This window comes from Alsobacter ponti (genome assembly GCF_024294805.1).
In the GTDB taxonomy this organism is placed as follows: Bacteria; Pseudomonadota; Alphaproteobacteria; order Rhizobiales; family Beijerinckiaceae; genus Alsobacter; species Alsobacter ponti.
Map to the genome: position 1 here is coordinate 175,067 of NZ_JANCLU010000005.1, position 19,416 is coordinate 194,482.

The window sequence follows — 19,416 nt, forward strand, 5'->3', positions numbered from 1 at the left end:
CGGCCCGCTCCGGGAAGGCTGCACGAGCAGCCCGCCCGGAGCAAGCGCGCGGACGCGTCAGTTCGCCGCGAAGCAGTAGAACAGCCCGGCCCCGCCGGTCTTGCGCAGCGCGTCCATGTTGCACCCGGCCGACGGATGCGAGGTGTTCCACGACTTCATCGGCGCGCTCTCGTCGATACCGACGCGGTCGACGTGGCCGAGCATGGCGCTGCCGTCCGTGCTGCTCGTCCAGTTGCGGCATGTGCGGTCGTCGCCGGCCGGGAAGGCCGTGCCGTCCGTCTGCGAGCCGGTGAGGATGTCGTGCTCGTTGGGCTTGTCGCCGCGCCCCTTCACGATCTCGCCCTTCTCGGTGAGCGCCGTCTGCTTGTTGAGGTTGTTGGAGTCGCCGTGCAGGTCGGCGACGCTCTTGGCGATCACCTCGCCCTTGGCGTTGCGCCACGGGCCCGCGCCGATGCGGTCGCGCGCGTTCACCGCCGCCTGCCCGTTCGCCGCCTGGGTCGAGAGATAGGCGCGCCAGGTCTTCGCCCCCGCGCCGGCGGCCTGGGCCAGAGATTGGCAATAGGCGTCCGCGCCGGCGAGCCCGCCGAGGTCGCCGGCCTTGCCCGGGTTCACGCTGGTGACGAAGAAGCTCATGTCGGCCTGCTGGGCCTGCGCGCCGCCGAGACCGGCGGCGATGAGCACGGCCGGGCCGAGAAGCCTGGCGATCGAAGCAGCTTTCATACGGTGTCTCCCCATTGTGTGTCGTTGGCGAAGGTGCGTTGACCTCACGCGGCCAAGAATGTCGGTGAGACCGCCAAGACGCAAGTGAGGATCGGCAATCAACACGGTTGTGACCGGGAGCGAAATACTCGCGCTCGTCCATGCGGACGCGCCCGCCGCGCCGCCTAAGCCCGTCGCGGGTCCGGTCTTTCTGGCGTATATCCCAAGGGCGGGCGCGGCTCGACGATGGCGGGTGCGATCGGCCGCAAAAAAAGACCCCGCCACGTGGGCGGGGTCGATGTCGGAGCGAGGCGGTTCCGCCGCCCGGCTCCGACAGCTTGCAGGTGTTGCTGTCGGAACCCGCTTACTTGCAGGTCGGCTTGCCGCTGGCCTGGGCCGGCGCCTGGAGCGTCTGGCCTTCCGGGCACTTGGTGTTGACGGACTCGCGCGACTGGGTCTGGCCCGAGCCGACGCTGCCGGTCGTGTTCATGCCGGCGCCAACATTCGCGCCGCCCGGCTGAACCGCGCCACCCGCATTGGCGCCGCCGCCGACCGTGGCTCCGCCGGCGTTGCCGCCCGCCGCGCCGCCCGCCGAACCGCCGGCCGTCTGCGCCATGGCGGGAATCGAGAAGGCCGCGAGGCCGGCCGCAAAGAGAACGGTCTTGATGTTCAGAGATTTCGACATGAGTTTCTTCCCTTCGACTGAGACCAGAGGACAGGCCAACGCGCGCTCGCCGTGATTGTTCTCGGTTCCGCTGCTTTTTTTCGAGCCTTCGGCACCGGAACTCTTTTCAACCTCCCGTTTGGAGGGGCGAGAAGCGGCCTGCCCCCGTCGCGTTACGCCGAGGCCATGGTCGAGGCGAGAAGCCGCGCCTCCTGGTGGGCTCGCACATGGGCGTCCACGGCGTCGTGCACCGCGCGCGCGACGGCTTCGGCCTCCTCCGGGGGAACGGCGGCGCCGTTGCGCCGGACACGGACGCCCTCGTCGGTCGCCTTGGGGTGGGTGACGATCCGCGTCAGCGCCACCGCGCCGGGCAGCGCCTCGGCGACCGCGCCGCGCGCCACCGCGAACAGCGCCTGGACGTCCTCGCTCAAATCGCCGCCGCCGACCTTGGCGTTGATGGCGCGCAAAGCCGGCCGTGCATCCCAGAAAACCTCGACGATATCCATGAACAACCTCCGATGGGGAACGGTTCGCAACGCGCGGGCGCGCGAAACGTTCCTCTCCGTCCTCCTGCCCGCCCTCACGCGCGGCTCTCCCGGCCGCCCGGGAACAGGGCGCGAGCCCGGCGCGTTGGGCCGACCCGAAACGGAGGACGCACCATGGCCAACGCGAGCAAGAAACACATGGGCCCAGGGGCCCAGGGCAAGGGCGACGGCTCCGGCGCGATGACCGACGTTCCCAAGGACAAGATCCCCGAGAACATGGTGCTCTCGAACCACGACAAGAGCCGTCACTCGGACGAGCGCGGGCTCGACAGCAAGGCCGTGCAGAACGAGCAGTTCCAGGACCAGGCCGGGAATCGACTCTCGGATGACGCCGACGGCGACACGCCGCTCGTGTGAACCGCCGACACCGCCGAATGCGACGGCCGGGTTGACAACCTTCGGTCGCACGCTGCGTTATGGCCGCGAAAGCCCGCGCGCGCGTTCGGCGCGCGGGGTCAACACGCGAGCACAGCGATGACGAACCTCGGATTCGCACTCGGGACGCGCCGGCTCGGGCGCGCGGCGCTCGCCGCCGTCGCGCTGCTGGGCGTCGCCGCTTCCCCCGCCGCCGCCCAGAGGCGGCCGGATTCCCTCACCATGACCTGCGTTCAGGCGCGCGCTTTCGTCGCCCAGCGCGGCGCGGTGATCCTCGGCACCGGCCAGTACGTCTATGACAGGATCGTCGCCGACCAGCGCTTCTGCCCCTGGCCGCAGCACATCGAGCGGACCTTCGTGCGCACCAAGGACGCCTCCACCTGCTTCGTCGGCTATGTCTGCCGCGACGGCCGGCCGGACTGGCCCTGGTTCGACGACTGAACCCCACAGGTTAAGTTAAAACCCGCATTGACTTTTTCCCCGGGCGACCGGTGACTCCGTCATGCGCGCCGCGTTCCGGCCGGGCCGGCGCGCGTGCGGACGCGGGGGCGGATTCATGAATGGCGGCGCGGCGGGTTTCACCAACTCCGTCCTGGTCGAGAAGGTCATTCTCGTCCTGCTCCTGCTCGGCTTCCTGGCGAGCATCGGCCTGGTGCTGGCGCCGTTCGTGGTGGCGCTGCTGTTCGGCAGCATCATCGCGATCGCCGGCTGGCCGCTGCGGGCCCGGCTGACGAAGCTCGGCATCGGCGTGGGAACGACGGCGACGCTGCTGCTGCTCGGCGTGGTGGCCCTGGTCGCCGTGCCGATCCTCGCCTTCGCGCCGCGCCTCACCGTGCAGGTCGCCACCGTGTTCGACTACGCGCGGGACTGGGCCGCCAACGCGCCCCGCCCGCCGCTGTGGCTGCACGACCTGCCGCTCGTCGGCGACCGGGTGTTCGCGTGGTGGGCGGACGCGGTGGGCGCGCAGGCGCCGCTGCGCAACCTGCTCGAGCCCTACGCCGAGCCGATCCGCCGCTTCCTCGTCGGCGCGGCGACCGGCGTGGGCGAGAGCCTGCTGCAGCTCATCCTCGCGCTCGCCATCGCCACCATGTTCTGGGCGCGCGGCGACGTGCTCGGCTTCACGCTGGTGCGCGCCTTGCGCCGGCTCGGCGGCGACCGCATGGCCGGGCTCGCCGTGCTGACGGCCAACGCCGTGCGCGGCGTGTTCTACGGCGTGGTGGGGACGGCGCTGGCGCAGGCGGCGGCGATGGGGCTCGGCCTCTACATCGCCGGCGTGCCGGGCGCGTTGCCGCTCGCCTTCGTGACGCTGCTGCTGGCGGTGAGCCAGATCGGCGGGCCCTTCGTCAACCTCGTGTGGGTCGGCGCGGCCTACTACCTCTACCACGCCGGCCAGACCGGGCTGCCGCTGTGGTTCATGATCGCCTGGGGCATCATGGTCGGCATGCTCGACAACGTGCTCAAGCCGATGCTGATCGGCGCGACCATGGACCTGCCGCTGACGCTCATCATCGTCGGCGTGTTCGGCGGCTTCCTCGCCTTCGGCTTCCTCGGCCTGTTCATCGGGCCGGTGCTGATCGCCATCGCCTACACGCTGCTGGTGGCGTGGATGGCGGGGCCCTTCGACGCGCCCGAGAGCCCCTGAGCCCCCAAGCCCCTGAACGCCGCCGCCCGGGACGAGCGGCGGCGCGGGATCGCGGATCAGTCGAACAGCTCTTCCAGGAAGGATTTGCGCCGCTTGCCGTGGCTGTAGCCGCCGTGCTGGGGCTGGGGGTAGCCGTGCTGGGGCTGAGGGTAGCCGTGCTGGGGCTGCCCGTAGCCCGGCTGCGGGGGCGGAGCGTAGGCCGGCGTGGCCTGCTGCTGCGCCTCGCGGCCGGAGCGCTCGACGATCTTGTCGAGCTCGCCGCGATCGAGCCAGACGCCCCGGCACTGGGGGCAGTAGTCGATCTCCACGCCCTGGCGGTCGCTCATCACGAGCGGCACGCGGCAGACGGGGCACGGCATTCCGGCGGCTGGGTTGGTCATGCGGGTCTCCTCGGTTGGGGCCCGCATGCCTGCGGCGGACGGGCCCGATGGTCTCAGCGGTCCGACATCGCAGCCGCTTGATCGACTGCCAGAGGGGCCCGGTCCGCGCCTGCGAGATGGGTCCGGCCTGGCCGATTTTCAAGCCGGGCGCGCGGCAAAGGCTCGGCTTGAGGCAGGTCAAGGACCGCGCGGCCCGCGGCGGATCAAGCTGACCTCATTACCAATCCGCAACGAAGGCGAGACATGAACCACCATCATCGCAAGGTCCTGCAGGCCATCTTCGCCCATCCGGTGAGCGCGAACATCGACTTCAAGGACGTGCTCAGCGTGTTCGGCGAGCTGGGGGCGGAGGTCGACAACAAGACCGGCAGCCGCGTCGGCGTGACGCTGAACGGCCACAACGCGGCGTTCCACAACGCCAACCACACGATGCCCAAGGGCGAGGTGATGCAGGTGAAGAAGTTCCTGCAGGATTGCGGCGTGAACCCGGACAACTACCCGGCCTGAGCGAAGCCCCGCCCGCCGGGCGCGCGGCAGCCCGGCATCCCCGGCGGTTGCGCCCGCGCCCGATTTCCGGCCTGACTGGGCCGGGACGGGAGCGGGATTCGGCATGGATCGGCGGCGGGAGCGAAGCGAAGCGGACGCGGTGGCGTCGCCGGCCGACGACCCGCGCTCGCTGCGCCGGCGCGAGGACGCGCGCTTCCTGCGCGGCGAGGGCCATTTCCTCGACGACATCCCCGCCGACGGCCAGCTCGTCGGCGTCGTGCTGCGCTCGCCGCACGCCCACGCCGACATCCTCTCCATCGACGCGAGCGAGGCGCTGGTGACGCCGGGCGTGCGCGCCGTGCTCACCGGGCGCGACCTCGTGGCCGATGGGCTACGCCCCCTGCCCTGCTCGGCTGCGCTGGCGCCGGGCGACGGGTTCGTGGTCCCGCCGCGCTGGCCGCTGTGCTGCGACCGGGTTCGGCATGTCGGCGACCCTGTGGCGTTCGTCGTCGCCGAGGACCGCGCCGCCGCGCTCGACGCGCTGGAGCGCATCGAGGTCTCCTACGCTGAGCGCGACGCGGCGGTCGGCGCGCGCGCCGCGCTCGCCCCCGGCGCGCCCGCCCTGTGGGACGAAGCGCCCGGCAATCTCGCCTTCCATTTCCGGCGCGGCGACGCCGACGCCGTGGCGCGGGCCATGCGCTCGGCCGCGCACATCGTCTCGCTCGATCTCGTCAACAGCCGCGTCGCCGCCGCGGCTCTGGAGCCACGCGGCGCCATCGGAAGCTGGGACGCCGAGGCGGGCCGCTGGCGGCTCGAACTCAGCGGCGCGTCGGTCCACCAGATCCGCCGCGAGATGGCGCAGACGCTCGGCGTCGCGCCGGAGCTGATCGACGTGGTGTGCCACGACGTCGGCGGCGGCTTCGGCATGAAGAACGTCTCCTATCCCGAATACGCGCTGACGCTTTGGGCGGCGCGGCGGCTCGGCGCGCCGGTTCGCTGGATCGCCGAGCGGGTCGAGGACTTCACCGGCGGCGCGCATGGCCGCGACAACCTCACCACCGCGCGCCTCGCTCTCGACGAGGACGGACGTTTCCTCGCCTTCAGCGTGGAGACGCTGGCCGACCTCGGGGCCTATGCCAGCTCGCTGGGTCCCGGCCCCGCCACCACCGCCGCGCTGCCGGCGATGGGCGGGCTCTACGACATCCCGGCCGTCGCCATGGACGTGCGCGGCGCCTACACCAATAGCGCCCCGGTGGACGCCTATCGCGGGGCCGGCAAGCCGGAGGCGAACTACGCCATCGAGCGGCTGGTCGACATCGCGGCCCGGCGGCTCGGCCGCGATCCCGCCGAACTGAGGCGGCGCAATCTGATCCGCGCCACGCCGCACGTGACGGCGATGGGCGCGCGCCTCGATTCCGGCGACTTCGCCGGCGCGCTGGACGCGGCGCTGGCGGCGGCGGACCGCGACGGCTTTCCCGCCCGCCGAGAGGCCGCGGCCCGCCGGGGCCTGCTGCGCGGGCTGGGGGTGGCGTGTTTCCTCGAAACGTCGCGCGGGCCGCCGGGCGAGGAGGCGTGGGCGCGCCTTCTCCCCGACGGGTCGATCGAGCTGGCCGTCGGCACGCAATCCAATGGCCAGGGCCACGAGACGAGCTTCGTTCAGCTGGCCGCCTCGCGGCTCGGCCTGCCGATGGAGGCGTTCCGCTACGTCCAGGCCGACACAAGCCGCGTGCCGCGCGGGGGCGGACACGGCGGCGCGCGCTCGCTGCACATGGGCGGCACGGCGCTGCTGCTCGCCGTCGACGACCTGCTGGACAAGGCGGGCGCCGCCGCCGCGCCGCTGTTGCAGGCTGGCGGGGACAAGCTGGCGTTCGAGGGCGGGACGTTCCACCGCGAGGGCGCGCCCGCCGGAGCGGCCTCGCTGACGCTCGCCGCGCTGGCGCGCGCCCTGCCCGACGCCGCGCTGGAAGGCCACGGCGCGCACGCCATCGACCTCTACACCTTCCCGAGCGGCTGCCACGTCGCCGAGGTCGAGATCGACCCCGCGACCGGCGTGGCGAACCTCGTCTCCTATCTCGCCGTCGACGATTTCGGCGCGATGGTGAACCCGCTGCTGACCGAGGGCCAGGTGCAGGGCGGCCTCGCGCAGGGCATCGGGCAGGCGCTGATGGAGCAGATCGTCTACGAGCCCGACAGCGGGCAGGCCCTCACCGCCACGTGGATGGACTACGCCATGCCGCGCGCCGCCGACCTGCCGCGCCTCGAGGTGCGCTTTCGCGGCGCGCCGACGGCGTCCAACCCGATCGGCGCGAAGGGGGCGGGCCAGGCCGGGGCCATCGCCGCCACGCCCACCGTCATCAACGCCATCGTCGACGCGCTGGCTCCGCTCGGCGTCCTCCACGTCGACATGCCGGCGACGCCGGAAAAGCTGTGGCGGGCGATCCGCGACGCCGGCGGGGTTCAGCGCCCGCCGCGCAGCCGCCCGACCACGCCGGTCGGGAAGAAGTAGACGCTCAGCACGAACAGCACGCCGAGCCAGAGCAGCCAGCGGTCCGGATGCAGGATGGCGGCGACGATGGGCGCGCCGGCCGCCGCCGCGCTGGCCTTGGCCATCACCGCCTGCAAGTAGGTCTGCGCCAGCACCAGCAGCGTCGCGCCGACCACCGCGCCGTAGAGCGTGCCCATGCCGCCGATCACCACCATCAGCAGCACGTCGATCATGATGGAGAAGGAGAGCGTCGTGTCCGGCCCGTTGTAGCGCAGCCACAGCGCCAGCATCGCCCCCGCCACGGTGGCCGCGCAGGCCGAGATGACCGACGCGGCGGTGCGGTAGGCGACGACACGATAGCCCAGCGCCTCGGCGCGGAACTCGTTCTCGCGGATCGCCTGCAGCACGCGCCCGAACGGCGAGTTGACGACGCGCAGCAGGCCGAGGAACACCAGCACGGTGACGGCGAGGATCATGTAGTAGGCGAGCACCCGCCCGTTGATGGCGAGGCCCAGCACCGGCTCGGCGAACGGCCGGAAGGCCGGGCGAAGCTCGCCGGGGAGCTGGAACGAAATCCCGTCCTCCCCGCCCGTCAGCGTCGACAATTGCGAGGCGAGGACGAGGAAGGCGCTCGCCACCGCCAGCGTGATCATGGCGAAGAAGATCGCCCGCACGCGCAGCGAGATGAGGCCGATGGCCAGCGCCAGCACGCAGGACAGGCCGAGCGCCGCCACGACGCCGAGCGCCACCTGTCCCCAGCCCGGACCCAGCCTGTCGAGCGCGATGGCGACGCCGTAGCCGCCGATGCCGAAGAACATGGTGTGCGCGAACGACACCACGCCGGTGTAGCCGAGCAGGATGTCGTAGCTCGCCGCCAGCATGATGAAGACGCAGATCTTGGCCGCCGCGCCGATCGGCTGGCTGCCGGGGAACACGAAGGGCGTCGCCGCCAGCCCCGCCGCGATGGCGAGCAGCAGCACGGCCAGCACGCGCGAGCGCGGCCCGTCGTCGGACAGGAGCGCGGCCAGCACGCCGCCCCGCCCGCCGCTCATCGCCGCGCCACCGGGAACAGGCCCTGCGGCCGCCACGCCAGCACCAGCGCCATGACGAGAATGTTGGAGACGAGCGCCAGCTTGGGCGCGAGGAAGCCGACATAGTTGGCCACCAGCGCCACCAGCAGCGAGCCGACGAAGCAGCCGCCCACCGAGCCGAGCCCGCCAATGATGATGACGATGAACACCAGCACCATCACCTCCATGCCCATGCCCGCCGTCAGCGTCTGCCGGTAGAACCCCCACATCACGCCGCCGAGCCCCGCCAGCGCGGAGCCCGCCACGAACACGCCCACGAACAGCCGGCGGATGCGGTAGCCCAGCGCCTCGACCATTTCCGGGTTCTCGACGCCGGCGCGGATCAAGAGCCCGAGCCGCGTGCGATTGAGGACGAGGCTCATGCCGGCGAACACGACGAGGCCGATGGCCACCGCCACGACGCGGTAGCGCTCCACCGCGGCGTCGCCGATGACGATGGCGCCGCGGAACGCCTCCGGCAGGCGGATCGCCACCGGCGACGCGCCCCACACGACGTGGATCGCCTGCTCGGCCACGATCATGCCGCCCATCGTGACGAGGATCTGCTTGAGGTGGCTGCGATAGACCGGGCGGATGATGACGCGCTCGAACACCAGGCCGAGCGCCGCCGTCACCGCCATCGCCACGACGATGCACACCGCCAGCAGCGCCAGGTTGAGGGGCAGCGAATCCGCCTCCGCCCAGCCGGCGAGCGGGCCCAGCACCAGCAGCATCGCGTAGGCCCCGATGGAGATGAAAACGCCGTGGCCGAAATTGATGACGTCCATCAGGCCGAAGACCAGCGTCAGGCCGGAGGCCATCAGGAAGATCATCATGCCCATGGCGAGCCCGGCCGCCGTCAGCGTCACCCACGAGGAGGCGCTGCCCACGAGCGGCAGCGCCGCCGCCATCAGCACCGGGCACAGCAGCAGCGCCGCCCAGTCGCGCCGGGGCGCGGGGAGAGAAGCGGGGGTTGTCGCGCCGAGGTCGGTCACTGATGCTGGTCCAGGCTGAGGCCGAGAAGGCTCTGCTGCAGGGCGGCGTCGGCGGCGAGCGCGCGCATCGGCCCGCTGTGGACGACCGTGCCGTTGTCCATCACGGCGACGTCGTCGCCCAGCGCCGAGGCGGCGTGGAAGTTCTGCTCGACGAGCAGGATGGTCTCGCCGGCCGCCTTCACCTGCCGGAACGCCTCCACCATGTTGCGCACCATGGCGGGCGCGAGGCCCTTGGTCGGTTCGTCGACGAGCAGCAGCCGGCGCGGCTCGGCGAGGCCGCGCGCGATGGCGAGCATCTGCTTCTGGCCGCCCGACAGCACGCCGGCCCGCGACTGCCAGAACCGCCGCAGCGCCGGGAACAGGCCGAAGATCCAGTCCAGCCGCGCGGAGTCGAGCGGGCCGGAGCGCGCCGCCAGCACCATGTTCTCGCGCACCGTGAGGTCGGAGAACACGGCCATGCTCTCCGGCACGTAGGCGAGGCCGGCGCGGGCGATGTCGGGCGTCGGCAGGGCGGTGATGTCGCGGCCGTCGAACAGCACGCGCCCGGCGCTGGCGCGCCACAGGCCCATGATCGTGCGCAGCGTCGTCGTCTTCCCCGCGCCGTTGCGGCCGAGCAGCAGCGTCAGCTCGCCGGCCGGCACGTCGAAGCTGACGCCGTGCAGGATGTGGTAGGGGCCGATGCGCGTCTCCACGCCCTCGAGCCGCAGGATCGGCTCACTCATCGAGCGCCGCCTCCAGCCCCAGATAGGCCTCGCGCACCACCGCCGACTCCATCACTTCGGCCGGCGGGCCGTCGGCGACCAGCGCGCCGTTGTGCAGCACCACGACGCGGTCGGCCAGCGAGCGCACCACGTCCATCTTGTGCTCGACGAGCAGGATGGCGCGGTCGCCTTGCCGGCGCAGGTCCTGGATCAGCGACAGCACGGTCGGCACCTCGTCGACGCTCATGCCGGCCGTCGGCTCGTCGAACATGAAGACGCGCGGGCGCAGCGCGATCAGCAGCGCGACTTCCAGCTTGCGCTGGTCGCCGTCCGGCAGCTCGGCGGCGAGCGTGCCGGCCCGCCCGGAGAGGCGGACCTGCTCGAGAATGTCCTCGGCCTCGTCGATGAGGTCGCGCCGATGCGTCCAGCGGCGCAGCAAATCGGCCCCCGCGCCGGCCCGCGCCTGCACGGCGAGGCGCACGTTCTCGCGCACGCTGAGCCCGGGGAACAGGTTGGTCAGCTGGAAGGCGCGGCCGAGCCCGAGCCGCGTGCGCGACGAGGCCGGCAGGCCGGAGATGTCGCGCCCGCCGAGCAGAACGCGCCCGGAGGTCGCCGGCAGCTGGCCGGAGATCAGGTTGAACCAGGTCGTCTTGCCAGCCCCGTTGGGGCCGACGATGGCGGTGAGCGTGCCGGCCTCGAAGGCGCAGCTCACCCCGTCGACGGCCACGTGGCCGCCGAACCGGACGGTGAGGTCGCGCGTCTCGAGCGCCGGCGCGGCCACGCGCGGGGCGTCCCGCTCAGCGCTTGTTGCGGATCGGGATCGGCAGCTTGTCGGCGGGGATGGTGGCGACCAGCTCCAGCAGGTCGTTGTCGTCCTTGCCGTCCTTCTTGACCTTGAAGTGATACATCTCCTGCAGGGCCTGGTGGTCCTCCTTGCGGAAGGTCATCGGCCCCTTGGGCGTATCGAAGGTCAGGCCCTCCATGGCGGCGACGAGCTTGTCCGGGTCGGTTCCGCCCGCCTTCTGCACGGCGGCCAGCGCGGCGGAGGCGGCGGCGAAGCCGCCGGCGGTGAAGAAGTCCGGCGGCGCGCCGTAGCGCTTCACGTGCTCGGTGACGAACCACTGGTTCATCGCGTTCTTGGGGAAGTCCCAGTAGTAGTAGATCGCGCCTTCCAGGCCCGGATAGGCCCTGTAGAGCTTCATCACCGGCAGGATGTTGCCGCCGGGCGCGATCTCGATGCCGAAGCGCTCGGGCTTGAGGTCGGCGATCTTGGCCAGCGGGTGCTGGCCGGCCCAGATGATCGGGATGATCTTGCGGCCGGGCTTGTCCTTCAGCGCGTCGAACAGGCGCTGGGCGGAGGCGGTGAAGTCGGTGGTGGTCTGCGGCGCGTACTCCTCGAACACGACCTTGGCGTTGGGGCGAATCGCCTTCAGCGCGTCCTTGAGCGCGGCGACGCCGTCGCGGCCGAACGCGTAGTCCTGCGCGAGCGTGGCGATGCTCACCTCGCCCTCGGCGGGGATCGCGGCGGCGGCGGCGTAGGCGTCCTGCGTCGAGTTGCGGGCGGTGCGGAAGATGTACTTGTTCCACTTCTCGCCGGTGATCGCGTCGGCCACCGCCGGCTCGACGATCAGCACCTTGCCCATCTCCTCCGCCACCGGGAGCATGGCGAGCGCGGCGGCCGAGGACGAGGTGCCGATGGCGAGGTCGACCTTGTCGTCGGCGTAGGCCTGCTCCAGCAGCGTCTTGGCGAGGTCGGCCTTCAGCTGGTCGTCCTTGACGATCACCGTGATCTTGCGGTCGCCGAGCTGCATCGTCCCCTTGGTGAGGTACTCCAGGCCCATCATCAGGCCCGTCTCGGTCTGCTTGGCGTAGGCTTCGAGCGGTCCCGTCTTGCCGGCGATCAGCGCGATTTTCAGATCGGCGGCCCGCGCGCCCGGCACGGCCGAGGCGGCCAGCGCCGCCCCCAAGATCAACCCGAATCCCGCGCGCATCCCGTCCTCCCGCCCAATTCAGCCGTTTTTCGGCCCGATTTTGGCATCCGACACCACTCAGGCGCGCTTGGCAAGCCGAAGCCATTCGACGAAGGTCTACGAAAATTTGACCGCGACCCCCACAAAAACGCTATGCACGCGATGCCGTTTTGGTATCAATAGCGCCGAGGCGCTTCTTACGCCTCCCTGTTTGACTTGGGCCGCCGGCATCGACCGGCGGCCCATTTTTGTTTGCGGCCGGCGGTCCCCGCCTGCCCCCTTGCCGTCCGGCTCAGCGCTCGACGGAGCCGGGCCAGGCCTCCTCGGCCGCCTGCAGCAGTGCGGCGATGTAGCCGTAGGTGAAGGCAAAGGCGGTCATCTCCGGGTCGCGCCCGCTGATCTTCGGCACGTGGTCGGGCATGATCATGTATTTGTAGCCGACCTCGGCATAGACCCGGATGCTCTTCAGCATGTCCATGTCGCCTTCCTCGGGGAACACCTCCACGAAGGAGAGCTTGCGCCCCTTGATGTTGCGGAAGTGGACGTTGAACAGCTTGCCGCGCTGGCCGAACCAGCGGATCACGTCGTCGATCTCGGCGGCCGGGTCGTCCAGCATCTCGCCCACGGTGCCCTGGCAGAAATTGAGGCCGTGATACGGGCTCTCGCGCATCAGCACGAACTTCTTCAGCCCATCTACCGTGCCGAGCACGCGCGTCACGCCGCGATAGCCGGGCGGCGTGTAGGGATCGTGCGGGTGGCAGGCGAGGCGCACTTTCGCCGCCTCCGCCACCGGCACGACGCGCTCGAGGAAGTAGTCGATGCGCTCCCAGTTCTCGTCCTCCGACACGACGCCGGCGAGGCCGGGAGGGGCGTTCGGGTCCGCCTTCTCCCAGCGGAAGGCGGAGTTCGACGAGCCGCCGCGCCCGGTCTCGCGCTCGGTGCGCGGGATGCCGATGATGTTGAGGTTGTACTTGACGGACGGGATGCCCGCCTCGCCCACCCGCTCGATCAGCCGGCAGACGGAGTCGATCTGCCGGTCGCGGTCCGGGCCCTTCGTGAGGATGTCCGGGCTGTACTGCTCCTCGATCGGCCGCGAGCTGAGCGGCAGCTGCACCATGTCGAGCGTCAGACCGAGCGCTTCGACGCGGTCGCGATGGCGTTTCAAATCGTCGAGCGTCCAGTGGTGCGGGTTGCCGGCGGGGTCGGCGCAGACATGGCGGATGCCGAGCTGGGCCATGACGCGGAAATCGTCGTCGTCGCGGGCGACGTTCTGGGTGCCGAGATACATGGGGTCTCTTCTCTCAGGGGAGGCTCAGGACACGGTTTCGCCGAGCGCCGCCGCGGGCCGGGGCGGCGCGGGCTCGGCTTGGGCCGGGCGCGCGGAGGCGACCGAAGCCCGGATGGTGAGCGGGGCCGGCAGCTTCACCCTCTCCGGCAGGGCGGCCGTCTCGGCGTCGCCGGGGTGGAGGCGAGCGAGCAGCATGTCGGTCGCGGTGCGGCCGACCTGCTCGGTGGGCGCGGTGATGGTGGTGAGCGGCGGGTTGCAGAAATCCGCGCCGAAGATGTCGTCGCAGCCCACCACGCTGATGTCGCCCGGCACCGCGACGCCCCGCTCGGCGAAGCGCTTGAGCGCGCCGATGGCGAGCAGGTCGTTGAAGAAGATGCAGGCGGTGACGCCGATATGCAGCGCCGCGTCCGCCGCCGCAGCGCCGGCCAGCTTGCCCGGCGAGAACGGGCCGATGCGCTCGCACGTCACGCCCAGGCGCTCCGCCGCCCCCTGCAGGGCGGCCCAGCGCTTGCGGCTCGACCACGAGGGCTTGGGGCCGGCCGCGTAGGCGATGCGGCGATGACCGAGCGACACGAGGTATTGCAGCGCGTCTTCCAGCGCGCTGGGCGTGTCGACAACCACGCTCGGCACGCCGTCCAGCTCGCGGTTGATGACGACGACGGGCACGCGTCGCGCCACCTCGCGCAGCCGGTCGTCCGACACGTGCGCGCCCATGACGACCATGCCGTCGACGGCCGAGGGCAGTTCGGCGAGCGCGGCCTCCTCGATCTCGTCGTTGTTCTCCAGGTCGACGAGCAGATGGCGGTAGCCGCGCGAGCGCAGTTGTGTCTGCGTGCCGCGGATCAGGCCGCAGAAATAGGGGTTGGTGACGTCCTGCACGAGCAGCGCGACGCATCCGGTGCGGCCGGAGGTCAGCGAGCGGGCCTGCGGATTGGGCTGGTAGCCGAGTTCCGCCGCGGCGGCGAGGACGCGCAGGCGCAGCGCGTCGCTGACGCGGCCCGGCCGGGTCAGCGCCCGCGAAACGGTGGACGTCGCCACGCCGACGCGGCGCGCCACGTCGGAGATCGTCGCGGGTCCCGGTTCCGTGCCTCGCCGTCTCGCCATTCGCCGTCCCGAAATGGATGGCAACCCGTTGCCATCGTTTGTTGCCTAGAATAGTCGGGCCGGTGAGCTTTGCAATTCCCGTTTTCACGGCGGGAACGACATTATTGGTGCGGCATTTGTAATGTTTCCCCGTTTGACAGCTTTGGCAATCGCTTGCACACTCCCTCCCAACGGCGCCCCACGCGAAGGCGTCATCCGGCCGCGAGGCGGTCCGGGCAGCACGGGAGGAGCGACATGGACGGCGTCATGCAATGGCCCCGACGGCATGTTCTCGGGGGAATGCTCGCGGCGGGCGCGGTGGCCGCGTCGGGCGGACGGCTCGCGGCGCAGGGCAAGAAGCCCAGCGGCACGGTGACGATCTGGGTCGGCAGCTGGTGGGCGCCGCAGGTGCCGCTGACGCAGAAGCTGTGGCAGGCCGACTATCCCGACGTCCAGCTCGCCTTCGAGCCGCTGCCGATCAACGGCTACCTCGACAAGTTCAGCACAGCCGCGCTCGGCGGCACGCCGCCCGACATCATCGACGTCGACACGACCTGGGTCTCGACCGTCGCGGCCAAGGGCCTGCTGCAGCCGCTCGACGATGTGGCCGCCAAGCTCGACGTGTCCGACATCTCCAAGGCGGTGTGGAACGCCGGCCGCTTCAAGGGCGTGCAATACGCCATTCCAGCACGCGGCGGGCCGGAGGTGTACTACTACAACAAGACCGTGTTCGACAAAGCCGGCGTCCCCTATCCGCAGGCCGGCTGGACGCACGACGATCTCGTGGCCATCGCGCGCAAGCTCACCATCAAGGGCGAGCAGTACGGCATGGGCGTGCCCGCCGACCTCAGCGACCCCTCGAACGTGCTCTCCTTCTTCTGCCCGATCCTCTGGTATTTCGGCGGCGACTTCCTGACCCCCGACGAAAAGGCCCCGGCCATCAACACGCCGGAGGCGGTGAAGGCGATCACCTACTGGTCGGACTTCTACGTGAAGTACGGGGCCGCGCCGGAAGGCACGCCGAACTTCTCGACGACGCGCGACCTGATGCCGCTGTTCGAGGCGAACAAGGTGGGGCTCATCTCGTCCTCCTCCAACACCTTCGACGCGCTGCTGCAGAAGCCCAACGTGAAGTGGGGCGCGGTGCTCGCGCCCGACAAGATCAACCGCGCCGGCGGCTGGACGATGGGCGTTCCGGTGGGCGCCAAGAACCCGGACGGGGCCAAGCTGTTCCTCGCCTGGCTCGCCCGCCCCGAGATCCAGGCGCAGGTGATGAACCGCTTCCCGGCGAGCCTCAAGGCCCGCAAGCTGCCGCCGTGGAACGAGCCCAAGTGGCAGATCTTCGTCGAGGCCGAGCCCGACGCGCGCTCCGTGCCCTCGGTGGCGGGCTGGTTCGAGATGCAGACCGCCATCCTCACCAACCTCCAGAAGGTGCTGGTGAAGCAGATGACGCCGCAGCAGGCGGCCGACGCCTCCGCCGCCGAGATGAAGCGGATCATCGCCGACAACGCCTGAGCGCCGCCGGCCTTCGGCGCGCGGGCGGCCCCCGCGCGCCACCCGATTCCATGGAGAGGACGCGATGCGACTGGGCTTCAGCACGATCGCCTGCCCGAACGCCGGCATCGACGAGGTGATCGCGCTGGCGCGGAGCAGCGGGCTCGAGGGCATCGAGATCCGCTTCCTGCACGGCACCGTCGATCTCGCCTCGCTGCCCGAACTCGCGCCGTCCCGGCTCGGCGAGACGCGAAGGCGCTTCGAGGACGCCGGGCTGAAGGTCGTGGTCATCGGCTCGGGCGTGCGCATGAACGCGCTCGACCCCGAAGTCCGCGACAAGCAGAAGGAGGCGGCGCGGGTCAACGCTTCCATCGCCGCCGGGCTCGGCGCGCCGTATATGCGCGTGTTCGGCGGCCCGCTGCCGCCCGCCCAGGACCGCGAGGCGACGCTGGACGCCATCGCGCTCGGGCTCGGCGAGGTCGCCGCCATCACCGCCGAGCATGGCGTCGAGAGCATCCTCGAGACGCACGACGACTTCTCGACGTCCGCCAGCGTGCTCGACCTCTACCGGCGCGGCTGCGACGAGAGGCTCGCCGTGCTGTGGGACACGCTGCACACCCATCGCCACGGCGAGATGGCGCGCGACACATGGGCCGCGCTCGGCCCGCGCATCCGCCACGTCCACGTCAAGGACAGCTACAAGGCCGACCGCTCCGGCTTCGACTTCGCGCTCACCGGCGAGGGCAGCGTGCCCATCGCCTCGTTCTTCGAGGTGCTGAAGGCGGCTGGCTACGCCGGCTTCGTGCATTTCGAATGGGAGAAGGGCTGGCACCCCGAGATCGCCGACGCCGACATCGCCGTGCCGCATTTCGCCCGCGTCGCGAGGGAGCTGGGGGCGTGAGCCTGTCCCGGGCCACGCCGGGCCGGCTCGGCGGCGGCGCGCCCCGCGAGGCGGACCTGCCGTTGCGGCAGTCCTGGCGGGCGCGCTGGCGCGAGTGGGGACCGGGCTACATGCTCGTCGCCCCGGCCGTCGTCCTGATCCTGCTGATGATGCTCTACCCGGTGCTGCAGACGCTCTATTTCAGCGTCAGCCGGGTGCAGCTGCCGAGCTTCCGCACCACCTTCGTGGGCCTCGACAATTTCGCGCGCATCCTGAGCAGCCCCGACACGCTGCCTTTGGCGCAGCGGACGCTGGTGTGGGTGGCCGGCATCGTCGTCTTCCGGATCTCGCTGGGGCTGGCGGCGGCGCTGGTGTTCAACGCGCGCGTGCCCGGCACGGTGTGGCTGCGGGCGCTGGTGATCCTGCCGTGGACGATCCCCTCGGTAGTGGGGGCCAATCTCTGGCGCTGGATCTTCCAGACCGACAGCGGCGTGCTCAACCAGTCGCTGCGCGCCTGGGGGCTGGAGAGCTGGGCGCTGAACTGGCTCGGCAGCCCCGACACCGCCATGCTCGCCGTCATCGTCGCCTATGGCTGGGCGGGCTTTCCCTTCGTCATGCTGCTGATCCTCGCGCGCTTGCAGGGCGTGCCGCAGGAGCTCTACGAGGCGGCGCGCATCGACGGCGCCAACGCCTGGCAGCTGTTCCGCTACATCACCCTGCCCTCGCTGAAATCGGTGCTGGTGGTGGCGCTGATCCTGGAGATCGTCAGCGGCCTCAACTCGTTCGACACGCTGGTCATCATGACCGGCGGCGGGCCGGCCAAGGCGACGCAGATCTGGGGGCTGGAGATCTACAAGACCGGCTTCGGCGCGTTCAACCTCGGCGTCGCCTCGGCGCTGTCGGTGCTGATGTTCATCGCGGTGCTGGTCGTCTTCGTCTTCTACGGAGCGGCGAGCCGCGCGGCGCAGCGCCAGCGCCGGGAGGGACTGGCATGAGCCTCGCCGCCGACGCGCCCGCCGGGCGGCTTCGCGCCGCCGTCGACCCGCCGCGCCGCCGCACGCTGCGCCAGCTGCTGCGCGTGTGGGGCCACCGTCTGCTGATCTGGACGCTGGCGTTCGCCTTCGTCGCCTTCAGCCTGCTGCCGCTCGCCTGGGGAGTCAGCACCGCGCTGAAGACGAAGGAGGCGGTCTACGCCTTCCCGCCGGTGTGGATCCCCTCCCCCGCGACGCTGGAGAACTTCGCCGCGGTATTCGCCAACCCGGCACTGTTCTCCAGCTTCCTCAACACGCTGGTGATCGCGCTCGCGACCACCGCCATCGCGCTGGTGGTGGGCGTGCTCGGCGCCTACGGCTTCTCGCGCTACCGCTTCCCCGGCCGCGACACGCTGCTGTGGTCGCTGCTGTTCACCAAGCTGTTCCCGCGCGTCGTCGTCATCGTGCCGTTCTTCGTGACGCTGCGCTGGCTCGACCTGATGAACACCTATCCGGGCCTCGTGCTCGTCTATCTCATGGCGATCTTCCCGGTCGCGATCTGGATGCTGAAGGGCTTCTTCGACAACATCCCGATCGAGATCGAGGAGGCGGCCATCATGGACGGCTGCTCGCTGCCGCAATTGCTGTGGCTCGTCGTCATCCCGATCTCGCGGCCGGCGCTGGCGGCGGTGGCCATGTACTCCTTCATCATCGCGTGGAACGAGTTCCTGTTCGCGCTGGTGTTCACCAACGGATTGAGCCGGCGGCCGCTGTCGGTCGCGCTCGCCTTCTTCATCGACGAGAACGGCATACGCTGGGGCGAGCTGATGGCCGCCTCCATCGTCATGAGCCTGCCGGCCCTCGTCGTATTCTCGATCGCGCAGAAAATGCTCGTGCGCGGCCTCAGCGAGGGAGCGGTCAAGGGATGACGCGTCCGAAATCAGCCCTGGTGACGGGCGGCAGCCAGGGCATCGGCCAGGCCTGCGTCGCCGCGCTCCTCGACGCCGGCTGGCGCGTCGCCGCCTTGTCGCGCGACGAAGGCCGGCTGGCGGCGCTCGCCGCCTCGACGCCCGAGCCTACGCGCGAGCGGCTGACCACGATCCCCGCCGACGTCAGCCGCGAGGCCGACGTCGACCGCGCCGTCGCGGCGGCGGCCGAGCGGCTCGGCGGCCTCGACGCGCTGGTCAACAGCGCCGGCGTCAGCATGCGGGCCAACCGCCGCCTCGCCGACAGCGACCCGGCCGAGTGGCGGCGCATCGTCGACATCAACCTCACCGGCACCTACCTGATGTGCCGCGCCGCCCTGCCCCACCTGGAGCGCTCGGACGAGGCGACGGTCGTCAACATCCAGTCCACCGCCTCCTACGCCGCCAAGCCGACGGTCGGCGTCTACGCCGCCTCGAAGTTCGGCGTGCGCGCGCTCACCGAGTCGCTGATCGAGGAGTACCAGGGCTCGAACGTGCGCGTCACCGCCGTCAGCCCCGGCGCGGTCGACACCACCATCTGGACCCACAAGGCCGAGCCGCCGGACGACGCCCGCCGCGCCACCATGATCCGCGCCTCCGACATCGCCGAGATCGTGCTGTGGCTGATCGAGCGGCCGGCGCGCCTGCACATCCCCAACATCACCGTCACGCCCACGCGCTGGGGCCGTCCCTGACGGCCTCCCCGCGCCAGCCCGACCACCA

21 protein-coding genes are annotated in these 19,416 nt (G+C 70.9%); 10 read left to right on the forward strand and 11 right to left on the reverse strand.

Annotated elements, in window-relative coordinates; all coding sequences use genetic code 11:
* Window positions 1–57 precede the first annotated feature (57 nt).
* The 3 genes from NK718_RS07275 to NK718_RS07285 all read right to left on the reverse strand — a co-directional run bounded on the left by NK718_RS07275 (window position 58) and on the right by NK718_RS07285 (window position 1,869).
* Window positions 58–720 carry a lectin gene (locus tag NK718_RS07275; protein WP_371877240.1) on the reverse strand — a complete coding sequence of 221 codons (663 nt, stop codon included), beginning with the start codon at window positions 718–720 and terminating at the stop codon, window positions 58–60.
* Window positions 721–1,063: 343 nt separating this feature from the next.
* On the reverse strand, window positions 1,064–1,384 hold the full coding sequence (locus NK718_RS07280; protein ID WP_254740099.1) for a hypothetical protein: 321 nt from the start codon (window positions 1,382–1,384) through the stop codon (window positions 1,064–1,066).
* Window positions 1,385–1,536: 152 nt separating this feature from the next.
* Window positions 1,537–1,869 carry a hypothetical protein gene (locus tag NK718_RS07285; protein ID WP_254740101.1) on the reverse strand — a complete coding sequence of 111 codons (333 nt, stop codon included), beginning with the start codon at window positions 1,867–1,869 and terminating at the stop codon, window positions 1,537–1,539.
* A 153-nt stretch (window positions 1,870–2,022) separates the two neighbouring features.
* On the opposite strand from NK718_RS07285, the gene NK718_RS07290 reads away from it, so the two are divergent.
* From NK718_RS07290 to NK718_RS07300, 3 genes are all read left to right on the forward strand, one after another.
* The gene (locus NK718_RS07290; RefSeq protein WP_254740103.1) at window positions 2,023–2,265 is read left to right on the forward strand and encodes a hypothetical protein; all 243 of its coding nucleotides are present in this window, start codon (window positions 2,023–2,025) and stop codon (window positions 2,263–2,265) included.
* Between the two features lie 117 nt (window positions 2,266–2,382).
* On the forward strand, window positions 2,383–2,724 hold the full coding sequence (locus NK718_RS07295) for a hypothetical protein (RefSeq protein ID WP_254740105.1): 342 nt from the start codon (window positions 2,383–2,385) through the stop codon (window positions 2,722–2,724).
* A 61-nt stretch (window positions 2,725–2,785) separates the two neighbouring features.
* Window positions 2,786–3,925, forward strand: coding sequence for an AI-2E family transporter (locus NK718_RS07300; protein WP_254740107.1), 1,140 nt, complete (start codon window positions 2,786–2,788; stop codon window positions 3,923–3,925).
* A gap of 56 nt (window positions 3,926–3,981) precedes the next feature.
* On the opposite strand, the gene NK718_RS07305 is transcribed toward NK718_RS07300, so the two are convergent.
* Complete coding sequence (locus NK718_RS07305; protein ID WP_254740109.1) at window positions 3,982–4,305, reverse strand: TFIIB-type zinc ribbon-containing protein; 324 nt, start codon at window positions 4,303–4,305, stop codon at window positions 3,982–3,984.
* Between the two features lie 243 nt (window positions 4,306–4,548).
* Between NK718_RS07305 and NK718_RS07310 the strand changes: the two genes are divergently transcribed.
* The gene (locus NK718_RS07310; protein WP_254740111.1) at window positions 4,549–4,812 is read left to right on the forward strand and encodes a type II toxin-antitoxin system HicA family toxin; all 264 of its coding nucleotides are present in this window, start codon (window positions 4,549–4,551) and stop codon (window positions 4,810–4,812) included.
* Between the two features lie 103 nt (window positions 4,813–4,915).
* A complete protein-coding gene (locus tag NK718_RS07315; RefSeq protein WP_254740113.1) occupies window positions 4,916–7,297 on the forward strand; it encodes a xanthine dehydrogenase family protein molybdopterin-binding subunit in 2,382 nt (793 codons plus the stop codon).
* On the opposite strand, the gene NK718_RS07320 is transcribed toward NK718_RS07315, so the two are convergent.
* The 7 genes from NK718_RS07320 to NK718_RS07350 form a co-directional block, all read right to left on the reverse strand.
* Window positions 7,249–8,328: a branched-chain amino acid ABC transporter permease gene (locus tag NK718_RS07320; protein WP_254740115.1), complete on the reverse strand. Its 1,080-nt coding sequence runs from the start codon at window positions 8,326–8,328 to the stop codon at window positions 7,249–7,251. The genes NK718_RS07315 and NK718_RS07320 overlap by 49 nt on opposite strands.
* Window positions 8,325–9,341 carry a branched-chain amino acid ABC transporter permease gene (locus tag NK718_RS07325; RefSeq protein WP_254740117.1) on the reverse strand — a complete coding sequence of 339 codons (1,017 nt, stop codon included), beginning with the start codon at window positions 9,339–9,341 and terminating at the stop codon, window positions 8,325–8,327. Before NK718_RS07325 ends, NK718_RS07320 begins: the two co-directional genes overlap by 4 nt.
* Window positions 9,338–10,063: an ABC transporter ATP-binding protein gene (locus NK718_RS07330; protein WP_254740119.1), complete on the reverse strand. Its 726-nt coding sequence runs from the start codon at window positions 10,061–10,063 to the stop codon at window positions 9,338–9,340. Before NK718_RS07330 ends, NK718_RS07325 begins: the two co-directional genes overlap by 4 nt.
* The gene (locus NK718_RS07335; protein ID WP_254740121.1) at window positions 10,056–10,823 is read right to left on the reverse strand and encodes an ABC transporter ATP-binding protein; all 768 of its coding nucleotides are present in this window, start codon (window positions 10,821–10,823) and stop codon (window positions 10,056–10,058) included. Before NK718_RS07335 ends, NK718_RS07330 begins: the two co-directional genes overlap by 8 nt.
* A gap of 16 nt (window positions 10,824–10,839) precedes the next feature.
* Window positions 10,840–12,033, reverse strand: coding sequence for a substrate-binding domain-containing protein (locus NK718_RS07340; protein WP_254740123.1), 1,194 nt, complete (start codon window positions 12,031–12,033; stop codon window positions 10,840–10,842).
* A gap of 271 nt (window positions 12,034–12,304) precedes the next feature.
* A complete protein-coding gene (locus tag NK718_RS07345; RefSeq protein ID WP_254740125.1) occupies window positions 12,305–13,300 on the reverse strand; it encodes a mannonate dehydratase in 996 nt (331 codons plus the stop codon).
* A 24-nt stretch (window positions 13,301–13,324) separates the two neighbouring features.
* Window positions 13,325–14,404: a LacI family DNA-binding transcriptional regulator gene (locus NK718_RS07350; protein ID WP_254740127.1), complete on the reverse strand. Its 1,080-nt coding sequence runs from the start codon at window positions 14,402–14,404 to the stop codon at window positions 13,325–13,327.
* 234 nt (window positions 14,405–14,638) lie between these two features.
* Here NK718_RS07350 and NK718_RS07355 point away from each other — a divergent pair, with 234 nt between their 5' ends.
* The 5 genes from NK718_RS07355 to NK718_RS07375 all read left to right on the forward strand — a co-directional run bounded on the left by NK718_RS07355 (window position 14,639) and on the right by NK718_RS07375 (window position 19,388).
* On the forward strand, window positions 14,639–15,898 hold the full coding sequence (locus NK718_RS07355) for an ABC transporter substrate-binding protein (RefSeq protein WP_254740129.1): 1,260 nt from the start codon (window positions 14,639–14,641) through the stop codon (window positions 15,896–15,898).
* 64 nt (window positions 15,899–15,962) lie between these two features.
* Entirely contained in the window at window positions 15,963–16,778 is an 816-nt protein-coding gene (locus NK718_RS07360) for a sugar phosphate isomerase/epimerase family protein (RefSeq protein ID WP_254740131.1), read from the forward strand.
* Entirely contained in the window at window positions 16,775–17,752 is a 978-nt protein-coding gene (locus NK718_RS07365) for a carbohydrate ABC transporter permease (protein ID WP_254740133.1), read from the forward strand. The genes NK718_RS07360 and NK718_RS07365 overlap by 4 nt, the downstream gene beginning before the upstream one ends.
* Window positions 17,749–18,657, forward strand: coding sequence for a carbohydrate ABC transporter permease (locus tag NK718_RS07370; RefSeq protein ID WP_254740135.1), 909 nt, complete (start codon window positions 17,749–17,751; stop codon window positions 18,655–18,657). The genes NK718_RS07365 and NK718_RS07370 overlap by 4 nt, the downstream gene beginning before the upstream one ends.
* Window positions 18,654–19,388 (forward strand): SDR family oxidoreductase, encoded by a 735-nt coding sequence (locus tag NK718_RS07375; protein WP_254740137.1) that lies wholly within the window; start codon window positions 18,654–18,656, stop codon window positions 19,386–19,388. The genes NK718_RS07370 and NK718_RS07375 overlap by 4 nt, the downstream gene beginning before the upstream one ends.
* Window positions 19,389–19,416: the final 28 nt, after the last annotated feature.